Origin of the sequence: Brevundimonas naejangsanensis, from assembly GCF_003627995.1 — a bacterium.
GTDB lineage: Bacteria > Pseudomonadota > Alphaproteobacteria > Caulobacterales > Caulobacteraceae > Brevundimonas > Brevundimonas naejangsanensis_B.
The window spans coordinates 253,762-267,755 of record NZ_CP032707.1 but is presented as its reverse complement, the minus strand read 5'-3'; the positions used below and the strand labels follow the sequence as shown (position 1 = coordinate 267,755).

The window sequence follows — 13,994 nt, the reverse complement described above, 5'->3', positions numbered from 1 at the left end:
TTTCAAAACGCGAGCGTCGTGCTTGCTTCGCTCCAATGCAACGGTTGAGGGGGCTTACCGTGCTTGGATTCAGGGTTGGCAAGACGCGCGCTATCGTCGGCTTGATTGCTGGGGTCGCTGTGTTGGGGGCGGGCGCTATCGTCTCTCGGACGTTGGCCCAAGAAGAAACCGACGAGCCGGAGCTTTCATCATCTGTGCCCTCTGGATCGGTCAAGATCGGTGCGGCTCCCTTAATTTCTCCGAGCGCCGCGAATAGCTATTATTCAACGTCCTTGACCTCGACGAACAGTATCGCTGTCGGCTCTGGAACGCCCCTCAATGCTCCCTATGCCGAGTTTACCGAATGGGCGCGAGCGCTGCGAAACGATCCGGATCAGATATTCGCATTCGTCAGAAATGGCGTGGATACGACGTTTACGTATGGCGTTGGAAAGGGGGGGCTGGGCGCCCTCATTGATCGCAGCGGCAATCCTTTTGATCAGGCTCAGCTCCTGGTGGGCTTGTTCCGTGCTGCGGGGATCACCGCCAGCTACAAGGTCGGTACAATTGAACTGACGGGAGCTCAGTTCTCCGCATGGACGGGGATTTCCAATGCTACAGCGGCCTGCCAGTTGCTGGCGAATGGCGGTATACCCGCTAGCGTAAATTCAACGACGGTAGCGGATTGTAATTATGGGTCTGCGTCGCTGAGCAGTGTGACGTTGGGTCATGTGTGGGTGGAGGCGATAGTTGAAGGGGCGCCGGTCGTTTTTGACCCCTCGTACAAGCCCTATACTACGAAAGCTGGGGCAGATCTCACTGCGGTGTCCGGATTGACGCCAGGCCAGGCTCTGTCGCAGGCCTTGAGCGGAGGGCAGAGTGGTGTCGCCGGAAACGTTCCGTTCGTTCGCTCTATGAACGCCGCAGGCCTGCAGGCGCAGCTCAATGGTAGAGCTGCGGCGCTGCGCTTCTATATTGATCAGGCCATGCCGAACGGCGATCTCGACGACCTTATTGGAGGTCGCAGCATCGCGCCCTTGGCCATTCCGGTGGGTGGGATCAGGCAGGCGGCACTGCCTTATCCTTCAAATGTTCAGCGGACATGGACCGGGAATGTGCCGGATGCCTATCGGGCGTCGCTGCACGTTTCTCTTACCAAGGCTTTCCCGGACGGGACGCATCCCGTTGCGCTCAGTCATCAGTTCTATTCCGATGATATCTATGGTCAAAAACTGACGCTATCCACCTCCTACGCCGTTTCGGGTACGAGTTCGACCGGTTGGCTTACGGTTACCGACGGGTTCGGTCGTGGAACGCGTATTGTTGGCTTTGGGGAACCTCATAGCGCTCGCTTGAGCTATGGCGATCTGACGCTGACGCTGAATTCTCCTTATGTAGCAAACGGTGCGGGCGGAGTCGCCGGGACCTATATGGATACGGTCGTCCAAAAGCGCGTCGACTTTGTTATTCCCTTCACGATCGTCACCGGATGGGGGGAGACGGGGAGAGGCTTTGTCGAGCGTTGGGGGACAAGGAACGACGGTCGCCTTCCTAAGCCGCGTTATCCGGGGGGATGTGAAACATGTGGAAACACGCCTCCTGGCACGACCGGAGATGGTCGTCGCGAAGCGATCGCAGCCTCATGGCTCGCTCAAGCCTCCCGCGCGGCGGGAATCCACGCTCAAATCGCGAAAGCGACGTATCAACACCACTACTCGATCGGGGTCGTCGCCGGCGATAGCTGGGTGAGCGCTCGTAATCTTTCCACACCGCCTGCAGCAGCGCGTTGGACTTATGATGTTGCCGACAGCGCCGATCGTGTGGACATCGATACGGGTTTCAGTCTGACCAGTTGGACGAGCGATGTCCCCAAGAGGAGAGCGGCCACGCAGGCGATCGCCAATACGCTGGCGACGCTGGAGGGCAGCGTGATCGGTCAGATTGCTGATATGCCTGATGTGAGTTCGACGGCTACGCGATTTGAATGGGGAAATGCTCCGCCTGCCGGTGAGGACCAGCAAGCCGGCGGCACGGGGGCGCGGCGTTTCTATCGCTACGACGCAACCAACGCTTTCGAGGCTTTGGCGTTGACGAAGGTGGAGGGCCAGACAACGACCAATTCGATGGGCACCCATGGAGGCGGCGAACCGGCCATCGGTTCAGCGGAAATGACCAGCCGGCGAGGGCGTGTAGCGGAAGCTATTCAGCAATACGCCGACGCTGGGTTCCGGGTCACCGCTTCGGAGGACGCCTTTCTTGGGCCGGGACAGCGTGCTGGAACATATACGCCGGACTCTCAGCCCTATATCTATCGACACAGATTTTCGATGCAGCGAGGCGGAGCCTTGGTCGCGACGCGGTTCGACCTTGCCGGTGAGCCAGTCGAGATCGCTCATGTCACCATCGGCCCGTACAAAAACGCTAAGGGTGGCGGCGGTGGAGCTGAGCCGATTCACGTCGCTCACTATGATCCGGCCAAACCCGCGGACGCGATGAAAGACGGCTTTGTCGATCGTTCGGGAGCCGCTGGCGTCAATCTCACGACGGGAAGCGTGAACTACACGAGTCCGGCGTCGCTAAGCGTCGGACAGGGCGAATTCCCTTACAGTCTGACCGCAGCGATTGAATGGAACGGCGGGACCGTCGAGCAGTTCGATGCGCCGGGAACCAATGTTCCTCCCAGGGGGCCGTGGACCACGAACTGGAACACCCAACTCGCCATTTCTAGCAGCGGGCTGGAAGCTATGGGAGCGTCGGATGTGCGGGCGGCCGTTGGCACTGTCGCTGCTTTCCTGGTGCTTCAGGACATTTACCAATCGACCGCGCCGACGCCGTCGGATGAAATGAAACGAGACGTAGCGGCGGTCCTGTCGAGCGCCTGGTGGGCGCGACAGATCGTCGGCAATGTGGTGTCGACAACCGTCGGAACGGATGGGCGACAGTTCATTCGGGATCACGCCGGCGCCTGGTTCACGCCCGGAGCGTCTGCTTTTGCGAGCCTTACGCAAACGGGCGCCCGAACGCCCCTGGCGATCGACCCAGGGTGCCATGACGGCAGTGTTTTCTATATCACCAGCCGAGGCTGGAATTACTCGGGGATGTCGTTCCAACTGCGCGCTGCAGACGGCAGCGTGCAGCACTTTGGAACCTATTTTGAGAGCGATGTGGATTGCCGCATCAGCCGCGGCTTCCGCATGACGAAATGGTCCTTCCCATCCGGCGTGAACGTCGATCTCGTCTACACGCAATCCAATACCTACCTCCCTTCCGAACTGACGGAAGTGAAGAACAACCTCGGCGCCAAGATCACCTTTATCGACAGCGGCAAGGGCGGTTTCCGCGACGGAGCGAATGCTTCGCGCGCCGTGCTGATCGAACGAGACGGCTTCGGCAATCAGCTGAGCCATACGGATGCGCTTGGTCGGGTGCATCGTTTTACGATCTCGGTCGCTTCGGGTGTCAAGCAAAGGTACCGGCTCGACGAGGTCTATGGGCCGTCGAGCGCGTCGATGCCGATCTTGCGCTATACTTACGATAGCCTCGATCGCGTTATGGAGGCGCGCGATGCGATCGCTATTGCGACCCCTGGGGCGCGGAGCGCGCATCAGTTCTTCATCGCAGAGGGCTTCCGGAGCGAGCGACAAGATCCGTTGGGCGGCCGCTATGCAGTTGAGGCTTCCAAAGACGGCCGTCTGCAGAGTCACATCGACGAGATGGGACGGGTGTCGACGGCGACCTATGACGGACGCAGGCGTCTGGTATCGCGGACCTCGGCCTGGGGCGACGTGACGATGTTCAAGTACGATGAGCGTGGCAACGTCATCGAGAAGACGCAGATGCCGAAGGCGGGCTGCGGCGCGGACGCCTGGTGGTGCCAGACCATCACGACGAAGGCGGAGTATCACCCGACCTGGAACAAGCCGACGAAGATCATCCTGCCGGCCACGATCGGCGGCTTGGCCGAAGGCGAGTGGACCTTCAGCTACAACGGTCAGGGGCTGGTTCAGGAGCAGCGTTCGCCGACGGTGTTCGACTCCCGCAACAATCAGAACGCCCAGGCCGTGACGCGCTTCTGGTACGACGGTTTTGGGCGGCTGACGAAGACGCAGGACCCGACGGGGATCGAGACGGCTCAGGTCTGGGGCGGGGGCGGTTTGCCAGCCTATTGCCTGCGCCAATCGATCGCTTCGTCGCAGTTCGGCGGGCTGAACCTGACGACGACCTACGGCTGCAACGCGGCGGGCGACGTGACCAGCGTCACCGACCCGCGCGGCAACACCACGACGACCAGCTACGACGCCCTTCGCCGCAAGACGGCCGAGGTCGGACCGGCGTCCACCAATATCCAGACCCAGTGGGTCTATGATCTGGATGGCAACCTCACCCATGTCCGCGAATGGGGGCAGGGATCCCAGACCTGGCAGCAGACGGTCACGACCTACTCCCTGACCGGCAAGCCGCTGACGGTGACGGACCCTTCGGGCGATGTCAGCCGCATCTGTTATGACGCGCTGGACCGCGCCGTGGTGGCCGTGGACCCGAGCGGTCGGGCGACGCGCACCAGCTATAACGCCGTCAGCCAGCCGACCCAGGTTGAGCGCTGGTTCACCGCCAACGTCGGCGATCCGGCCTGCGTCCTGACCGACGCGCGTCCGGAGGGGATCAACACCAACATCTGGCGGAAGTACGAGTACAACGCCGCCGGGTTGCAGAGCGCCGAGATCGACGCCAACGGCAACCGGACCCAGATGACCTATGAAGGTCTGGGGCGCCTGATCGTCACCACCTTCGCCGACGGCGCCGAGGCCTGGAGCATCAATGACCAGCGCGGTCAGGTGGTCGTCTCCAAGACGCGGGGCGGCGACTACCGGGACGCCTATTATGATCAGGCGGGACGCATCCAGCAGGTCTGGGAGCATGACGCCGGCGCGCCCTATCTGAAGGGGCGCAACACCCGCACGGGCTATGATCTGGCCGGGCGACCGGTGTGGAAGGATGTCTCGACCCAGCCCAATCCCCAGTGGGACGAGAGCCTGCGCCGCGACGTCCACATCTACGGCTATGACACGGCGGGCCGCCCGACGACCGATCAGGTCCAGCCGATGGATGCGGCGATCGGAAACGCGACCAAGACCCTGACCTATGGCTATGACGCCGCCGGCAACCGGACCTCCATCAAATGGCCGGACGGCTTTGAGGCGACCTATGCCTTTGACGCGGCCAATCGCCCGCAGACCGTCAGCTTCGGCGGCCATTCAGCGACGATCACCCATGACTCTCGTGGGCGACGCACGCGCCTCGATCGCTCCAACGGAACCTATACCCAATGGGTCTTCCGACCGGACAGCGACCTGCAGTCCCTGACGCACAACTGGTCGTCCGGCTCCGGGCAGGTGGCGGGCGGCTGGAGTTACGGCCGAGACGCGGCCGGTCGCGTGACCTCGATCGACTTCACGCGGCTGGAGCTGGAATGGCTGCCGACGACGGCCTACGCCCGCGCCTATGGTCCGGCTAACAACCTGAACCAGGTCGGGTCTCAGGCGGGGCAGGCGCTGATCTTCAACGCCAACGGCAATCTGGCCAGCTTCCAGGGGGCGACCTACATCTGGGCCCTGGGCAATCGTCTGGTCGGCGTCAGCCGGCCGGGCATGACCGCGGCCTATGCCTATGACGGCGAGGATCGTCGCACGATGAAGACCGTCGACGGCGTCACCACCCGCACCCTGTGGTCGGGCGCGGACGAGGTGGCCGAGATGGACGGGGCGGGCAATATCCTGCGCCGCTTCATTCCGGACGGCTCGGGGGCGATGGACGGTCGTCTGGCCTCGCTCGGGGCCAATGGGATCATCTACTGGCACCACACCGACCATCAGGGCAGCGTGGTCGCCACCTCCAACGCCTCGGGCGCGCCCGTCTCCCTGGTCAACTACTCTCCGAACGGGGAGCTGGGCACGGCCTTGGACGGAACCGCCCTGACCGCCCCGCCGAGCGGCAGCCCGTTCGGCTACACTGGGCGGCAGTACGATCCGGAGACGGGTTTATGGCAGTACCGCGCGCGCTACTACCATCCGCAGTTGGGACAATTTCTGTCCACCGATCCTATCGGGACGAAGGACGATCCCAACCTGTATCTCTATGTCGCAAACGATCCGGTGAATAAGACCGACCCGACGGGGATGCAGGTTGCCGTTGAGCGTCGATCATATGAGGTTCCGGCGTTTCCTGGGGCTGGGATGCATCACCAGCTTATCGTGATCCGTGATATGGTGACTGGCCGGGCATTCATATCGCGAGGAGGGCCAGTTGTTACGTGGGGTGGGATCAGGCTGAGAGCGGAAACTCTGCCTTCCTATATGAGTACGGATACGAAGGTCTTGAGGGAGCAGGGTGTGAATATCATTATTAGAGATTCTATTGAGTTGCCAAATATGTCCTTCAGCGACGCAATTTCCATTGCGACTTCTGTTACTAATAGTGTAAATGATAACAATAAATTGTATGGTTCTCAGATGAATTCTAATAGCGTTGGCGCTGATGTTTGGGAGGCATTGACCGGAAGTAGGGATTCTGAGTATGGGGCTCTGCCTGGTTCTAGAAATAGCGCGGCCGATAGAGAGGTTATTGAGGATCCGAGGAGGCGGGCCGCGGAAGCGGCCGGAACGTCGGTTCTGAGTGGAAATTTGGGTGGTTCGTTCACGGGGCAGCGCGCGGTTGGAACAAGGGTTGGGTGTGAGCGGCGAGTATCTTTCTGCTAGTTTCCTTGTGGATAGGAGGAGTTATTTTGTCTAGATTTACATATGGCAAGTTATTTTCATTGCTTCTCTTTGGCGTTGCTTTGGTTGGTGGTGCAGTATTATTCGGATCTATGCCTCCTTGGAATTTGCTTTTAGGTAATATTATATATTTAGTTATAGCTTATATTGCGCTTTATGGCGGCGCTGCTCTGACAGTTTTGTCGGTGGCCTTGATAGCGATTAAGTTCTTAAAAAGGCGGCTTGGTTTTTAGTTTTCCCGCAACTGTGGCGGAGCGCATTTCCAGCGTTTTCTTACTTCCCGATATGCGTAGGTGCGGCCTAGCTTAACCCAGCCAGCTGAGTAGACCGCTCCGGCCGGCCTTGGCACCCGGCACTCAGCCGGAATTAAACGCTCTCGACTCACCCGTCTCGCGCGACGATTAGGCTCACGCAAGCAGCCACGATCCGCCAAACGCCACGGCTGCGCCGATCAGGGGCGTTGCTAGCGCCGGTGACGACAGGAGCCGGGTCGACTGATCGGGCAACTGGAAAATCGACATCAACCAGGGCAATCAGCAACGTCATCACCGCCGTCGCGAGATCAGTGGAGTGGAGCACGGCCCGGGTCCCGATCAGGCCAGCCCTGGCGTCGATCAACGGATAGCGCCGGGGAATGGTCGAGCCGCAGTTCTAGCAACGCCCCCGCGTCAACGCCTAGCTGACGACTGGGATCATACGCCATGGCTTGCGAGCGAACCCGCGCCCGCTGCAGCGCGAACGCCTGAATATACGACGTCCTCTCCGCGCGGCAGACGCTAGCTGACCAGGCCCAGGAAACTGCCAACGCAGAGGCCGATGCCGCCCAGGAAGCATGCTGCGTTTCCCCAACAACTCGCCAGTTCTGCCTAGCGGGAGATCGGCGCTTGGGGAGGCGAAATCTCGCCGCTGCAGGTCAGGGCATCAGTCATGCATTCCAGCACCCTATGCGATCGTACGCCGGGTGTCGTCGGCGAGATAGCCAACCCCCCGCCTTCGGCGCGTACCGACTTTGAGGTGCGGTGTGCGCAACTACGATATGAAGCTGATTATAGGTGTGAGGTATCGACCAAATCCTGCTCCCGCACCCAAGATCCCAAACCCCCGCAGCCCTCGCTACGGGGGTTTTCTGCTTTCTGGGCCTGGTTGGCAGGCCGAGCAGGACGGCCAGGCTGCCGTGCACCCGCAGGTCGAACTTGCCCAGGCCGTCCAGCGGGATGAAGTCCACGCGCTCTATCAGCTTGCGCAATTCGGCGCGCAGATCTTCGCCGGCGTCGCCCTCCAGGGCTTGCTGAAGATCTTCGGCCAGGCGCTGTTAGGCCTCGGCGACGCCGGGGTGCAGCTGCACGTTTTGGGGCGCGGCTACGGACAGCAGGGCGTTCAGCTCATGTCGGCGTTCTTCCAGCGGCGCGGTTCGGGCCTTGAGCGTGTTGAGGTCGACCACGCCCGCCATGAACATGACTTGGGCCCTTTCCAGTTGCCGGCCAATTTCGACCAGCTCCTTCTCCATGGGCGCTCGCTCGCGCTCGACCATGCGTTGGTGCTCCTCGGCGGCTTCCCGGTACAGAGTCACCGCCATGGCGATCGCCTCGGGCGAGACCAGGTGCGTCTTCACGCCAGCCAGCACGCGCCGCTCAACCGTGGTCGCGGCGATGATCTTGCCGTTTGTGCAGGTCGCGGCGCCGCGGTCGTAGTGGCCGGAACAGATATACTTGCCGCCCTTGAGCGTCATGGCGGAGCTGCACTGGTCGCACTTCATCAGGCCAGAGAGCAGCCGCTTCGGTTTACGGCCATGAGCGGCGGGCAGGGTGGACAATTCGGCCTTGCTGTTCTGAACGCGCGTCCACAGCTCGTCATCGATGATGCGCAGGTCGGGGACCGGTTCGCGGATCCACTTCTCGGGCGGATTCAGGACGGACGTGTGTTTGCCGGTGTCGGGATGCTTGCGAAACTTGCGCCGGTTGAAGACCCGGACGCGGGTATAGAGTTCCTGGTGCAGGATGCCGTCCTGCCGGTGCGGCGGTCGCCATGCAGGGTCGACGGCGTCCACGTGCCACCCCGGGGTCACCGCCCCAGCTGAACGTCGCGTTTTCGCATGCTGGGGAATGTCCGAATCTGGCGCATTTCCGACATCCCTGAACCGCCGCTTCCGACGTGGGTCGCCACGCCTGCTCGCAGCGCATTAATCGCCGTCCCGCGCTTTCATGGCCAGGATTTCACGCGTGCGGCGGGTGATGCCGTAAAGCACGCCTGGCGTGCTTTCGTCCCAGTCGACAGCCTGCCCCTCGGCCTCCATGCCCAGGGTCTCGACGTGGTCCAGCACGCCGCCGCCCTTGGAGAAGGCGACGACGTAGAGCTCGGGGTGGTCGTGGCCGCTAAGGTAGAGGCGGCCATCTGGTCCCCAGCCGCCGCCGGAAATGCTCATCGGCGCGATCCGCTCCAGGATGGAGGCGGGAAGGGCCCAGCTTTCGGAGCGCCGCCACTGATCGTCGAAGCGGACCAAGGTGGTGTGGCGATGGTCGCGCGGAGCCTCGCCGCCGCGCCCGTCGTAGTTGGCGAACATGCCCCACCAGGCGCCGTCGTGACGCTCGATCCAGGTCAGTGAGCCGGTCCCCAGGCCCAGGGCGATGGTGCGGACGTGACGCAGGTCCTGCGGGTCGAAGACCTCGACCGTGCTGACGTGCGGCGTGCTGGGGAAGTTGGAGCTGGCGCAGACCAACTCGGCGGCGATCACGGTGCAGGAGTTGATGTGGGGGAAGCGCCTCGGATCGCCCGACCACTCGGCCTTCTTCTCGCCGGTCGCCTTGTCGTAGCGGGTCAGGGACCAGTTGGAGACGGCATAGACGTCGTTCGGGCCGACGGCGACGCCCTGGCGCGCGTCGGAGGGATAGCGGCGAAGGGTCTCCAGTCGCCCGTCGAAAGCGGGGGCGGCCGGTTGGGCCGCGGGTGGCGTCGCCTCCCCGGAGGCGGACAGGGCGAGGGCAGCGAGGGCGGCGATCAGCATGGCGGAGCTTTCAGACAGAAAGGCCGCCTTCCCGATGGGAAAGGCGGCCTGAAGGGCAGGATCAGAAGCTGGCGGACAGGCCGAGCCAGAAGGTGCGCCCGTATTCGGCGGACTCCTGCAGATAGGTCCGGCCCGGGCCGGTCACTTCGCGGCGGCCCGCGTCGTTCAGGTTCTGGCCCTCGACGAAGACCGTCATGCCGTTGTCGAAACGCCAGCTGATCGAGGCGTCATAGAGGTGACGACCCTTCCAGTACTGGTCGGCGTTAGGGATGGTGTCGTTGATCGTCTCCAGGAAGCCGCCGACGTAGTTGTGCGAGATGCGCGCCTCCAGCGGGCCGCGCTGGTAATAGATCGAGGCGTTGGTGGTGGTGTCCGGCTGCTGGAACAGGCCGGTGTGGCGTTCGCCCGCCGAGGTCAGGAAGGTGAACTCGGTGTCCAGGAAGGTGGCGTTGGCGCTGACGCCGAAGCCGTCGAAGGGCGCCGGCAGCATGGTCAGGGCCTGCTGGAAGCCCAGCTCGATGCCGCGGATCTCGGCCGACTGGGCGTTCGTCGGGGTCGAGACCAGGACGTCCTCCACGCCCCGACCGACGTCCATCCGCTCGACCCCGCTGAGGGTGAAGATCTCGTTGTCGATCGACTTGCTGAAGACCGCGACCGAGACCAGGCCGTCGGTCGGATAGTATTCGAACGAAAGGTCGAAGCCTTCGCTTTCACGCGGCTTCAGGTTGGGATTGCCGCGCGACAGGGTGGGTTGCGAGCCGTCGAAGCTCAGGTTCTCGCTGGCGGCCAGCGAGCCGAAGTCGCCGCGGCCGATGGTGTTGGTCCAGGCGGCGCGCACCACCATGTCCTCGCGCACGTCCCAGCGCAGGTGGACGCTAGGCAGCCAGTTCTCATAGCCGCCTTCGTTTTGGGCCGGGGTCAGGACGCCGCCGGTGTTGCGGACGGCCTGGGATTCCACCTCGGTCTTCTCGTAGCGCAGCCCGCCGAGCAGGGTGACGTCGCCGATGCGATAGCTGGCCTGGCCATAGGCGGCGTAGACGTCCTCGGTCACGTCGTAGTTGCCGGTCGGCAGCGAGCTCGTCGCGGTGAACCGGCCGCGGTTGGCCTCGAAGAAGCTTTCGGCCGCCGCCGTGTCGATGCGGTCGCCGAACGGATAGCGCCCCTGGATCAGTTCGGTCGGTCCGGCGACGTTCACTTCGTCGAAGGTGAAGGCGAAGCCTGGCGCGGTCTTGTAATCGGTGCGGCTGTTGGCGAAGGAGCGCTCGCTGGAACGCAGCAGGCCGCCGACCTTGATCTTAAGGTTGTGATCGAAGCCGCCGTCGTCGAAGGCGGCGTTGAAGCGGGCCTGCACCGTGTCTTCGTCGCTGGTGGTCAGGGACACCCGGCGTTGCTGTAGGTTGTAGAGCGAGGCGTCGCGGAACGTCGCCGGGTTGGTCGGCGTGAAGACTGGGAAGAAGTCCGAGGTGTCGTAGCTGAAGCCGAAGTTGGAATTGGCCGCCGTGCGGAACTCATAGGCGGTGTTCGGCGTCTCCAGCGCCGCGGTCGACCAGGACAGGTCGCCGTCCAGCGTCCACTGGGGCGTGGCGTCCCATTGGAAGCCGCTGCGGACCAGGCCGATCTCGCGCTGGGTGATGGGCTGGTTCAGGCCCACGATGTTGCGGCCCGCCGCGAAGACGCCCGAGGTGGCCGTCTGGCTGGCGACGTTGCCGTTCGGCTCGGTGCGGAACTCGATGCGCTCCTCGTCGTCCTCCATGCTGGCCCACAGAGCCGAGGCTTCCCAGCGGAAGTCCTCGTTCGGACGCCACTCCAGCTTGCCGTTCAGGCCCGAGCGCTGCTTGGTGTTATTGTACCAGAACAGGCGGTGCTGGGTCGGCACCTGGATGCCGCTGCCGGTCGCGGCGCCCGAGTTCACCGGCTTGCCGTCGGCGTCGTATTCGCGGACCGAGGGGGCGGCGACCTCGACCTGGGGGATGTCGTAGTCCAGCTGCTCGTGCGAGGCGCCGATCACCACGCCCCATTCGTCATTGGCGCCGAAGCGGCGGCCGGTGGCGAAGCTGAGGCGATAGGAAGGGTCGTCGTTGCGCACGTCGCCGCTGCGCTCATAGACGCCGTAGGAGCCCATGCCGTCGAAGAAGGGGCCCTTGCGGTCAAAGGCGCTGCGGGTGCGCACATTGATGACGCCGCCGATGGCGTTGCCGTCGTTCTCGGGCGTCACCGTCTTGATGACTTCCAGGCGGCCGGCCATGACCGAGGGGACGATGTCCATCGGCACGGTGCGGGCGCTCTCGTCGACCGAGCCGACGAAGGCCCCGTCGATGGTGGTGCGGTTGTAGGTCGAGGCCAGGCCGCGCAGGATCGGCCAGCGCGGCTCGCCCTGATCCTCCATGATCGACACGCCCGGGATGCGGCGCAGGGCGGCGGCGGTGTTGTGGTCCGGCAGCTTGCCGATGTCGTCCGACGACACCGCATCCATGACCTCGAACTGGCGTCGCTTGACTTCGATAGCGGCGCGCTGGGCCTCGCGCTGGCCAGTGACGACGATCTCGCTGACTTCGGTCGCGGTCTCCGGGGAGGCCGCCTGGGCGGCCGCTACAGCGGGCAGGCCAAGGATGGGCGCGCAAAGCGCAGTGCTCGCCAGCAGCCAGGCTGCGGTGCGACGAGAGGCGAATGACATGAGGACAACCCCGGAAGCGTTACCAATGGCCGGGGGCTAGACCGTTATCACGAAGGCCAAGCTTCAGAACGGCTGTCGTTCTGCAACGTTTCGACCAAGGGCGTGTGATAACTCGTCCAGAACCGGAGTCTGCGACGGGACGTCCATCCACTGGGAGATGCGAATGTCGGCTTTTTGCGCCAGTTTCCAATGATCGGAACTGGCGCCTTGAGGCCCTTGCAGCTGAAGGTTAGAGACTCTTGCTCCGGCAAGGGCGGCGGAGGTTCGGACACGCTGCCTCGCGCGCGGTCGTCGCTTCCGCCAGTTATGAGGCGCGCAAGTTCGGCGTGCGGTCGGCTACGCCGTCGAGCACCGCGCTGCGTCGCTGCCCGGAGTTGATCTTTACGCCTCTCGGGCGCAAGGCCGCTTGCCGCGCGGCGCCCACAGGCTTGCCGATCCATGGCGACCGCCGCAGGATCGTTTCGTCGCGGATCGCGATCGTCAGAGACCCTTCATGCGGCCCAATCGAAAACAGTTCATCGTCCTCGCCGTGGCCGTCCTGGTCGGACTGGCCGTGACGGCGGCCATACTGTTGCGTCGCCCGCCCGAGGTGGCCGTGGCGACGGTCGAGCCGCAGACGGTGGAGCTTGGCCTCTCGGTGGTGGGGCGGGCGCGGCCGATGGATCTGGTCCAGGTGGCGTCGCCCAATCCGGGCCAGGTGGTGCGCCTGATGCACGACGACGGCGACCGCGTCGCCGCCGGCGACCCGCTGGCCGTCATCCTCGCCTCCGTAGAGCAGGCCCAGACCGAGGCCGATCTGGCGCGTGAACGCGCCGCCCGCGCCGAGGCCGCCGACGCTCGTCTGAAATACGAGCGCACCCGAACGCTGAGCGAGCGGGGCTTCGCCGCGCCAGCCGCTCTGGACGCCGCCCGAACCGCGCTGCAGGCCGCCGAGGCCAATGTGGCCGCCGCCGCCGCCGCCGTGCGGGCCTCCGCCGAACGCGCGCGGGAGTTCACCATCCGCGCGCCGATGAGCGGGGTGGTGCTGGTGCGGCCTATCGACAACGGCCAGGTGGTGGCCGCGGGCGAGACCCTGTTCGAACTGGGATCGGCGGCCGGGGTCGAAATCCGCGCCGAGGTTGAGGAAGCCTACGCCGACGCCCTTCGTCCCGGCATGACCGCCCGCGCGTCCCTGTCCGGAACCTCCACGATCTTCGCCGCCCGCGTGACCGAGGTCTCGCCCCAGGTCGATGCGGCCACGGGCGGTCGGCTGGTGAAGCTGGCGCCCGAGGCGGGCCCGTCCCTGTCGCCCGGACGTTCAATCGACGTGACCATCGTCGTCGGACAGCGATCCGGCGCCATCGTACTGCCGCGCAGCGCCGTAGCGGACGCCACCGCCGCGCCCAAGGTCTATGTGGTCGACGCCGACGACATCGTGCGCGAACGCGCGGTCGTGGTGGCGCGGTGGCCCACGGTCAACGCCCTGATCGAGCGCGGCCTGGCGGCGGGCGACCGCGTGGTTCTGGACCCCGCCTCGGCGCGGGTGGGCGCCCGCGTCCGACCCGTAGCGCCCAAGACGGAAGACTGA

The 13,994-nt window shown here is 64.0% G+C and carries 6 protein-coding genes; 3 read left to right on the top strand and 3 right to left on the bottom strand.

What is annotated here, in order from left to right:
* Positions 1–59: 59 nt before the first annotated feature.
* Positions 60–6,734: an RHS repeat-associated core domain-containing protein gene (locus D8I30_RS01210; protein WP_162938765.1), complete on the top strand. Its 6,675-nt coding sequence runs from the start codon at positions 60–62 to the stop codon at positions 6,732–6,734.
* A gap of 1,330 nt (positions 6,735–8,064) precedes the next feature.
* Here D8I30_RS01210 and D8I30_RS01205 read toward each other — a convergent pair.
* The 3 genes from D8I30_RS01205 to D8I30_RS01195 all read right to left on the bottom strand — a co-directional run bounded on the left by D8I30_RS01205 (position 8,065) and on the right by D8I30_RS01195 (position 12,427).
* Positions 8,065–8,799: a recombinase zinc beta ribbon domain-containing protein gene (locus D8I30_RS01205; RefSeq protein WP_162938764.1), complete on the bottom strand. Its 735-nt coding sequence runs from the start codon at positions 8,797–8,799 to the stop codon at positions 8,065–8,067.
* A 132-nt stretch (positions 8,800–8,931) separates the two neighbouring features.
* Positions 8,932–9,753 carry a hypothetical protein gene (locus D8I30_RS01200; protein WP_121481116.1) on the bottom strand — a complete coding sequence of 274 codons (822 nt, stop codon included), beginning with the start codon at positions 9,751–9,753 and terminating at the stop codon, positions 8,932–8,934.
* A 61-nt stretch (positions 9,754–9,814) separates the two neighbouring features.
* A complete protein-coding gene (locus D8I30_RS01195) occupies positions 9,815–12,427 on the bottom strand; it encodes a TonB-dependent receptor (RefSeq protein WP_121481115.1) in 2,613 nt (870 codons plus the stop codon).
* A gap of 239 nt (positions 12,428–12,666) precedes the next feature.
* Between D8I30_RS01195 and D8I30_RS15005 the strand changes: the two genes are divergently transcribed.
* Both D8I30_RS15005 and D8I30_RS01185 read left to right on the top strand, forming a co-directional pair.
* Positions 12,667–12,984, top strand: a complete 318-nt coding sequence (locus tag D8I30_RS15005; protein WP_346426482.1) for a hypothetical protein — start codon at positions 12,667–12,669, stop codon at positions 12,982–12,984.
* A complete protein-coding gene (locus tag D8I30_RS01185; RefSeq protein WP_121481114.1) occupies positions 12,921–13,994 on the top strand; it encodes an efflux RND transporter periplasmic adaptor subunit in 1,074 nt (357 codons plus the stop codon). The genes D8I30_RS15005 and D8I30_RS01185 overlap by 64 nt, the downstream gene beginning before the upstream one ends.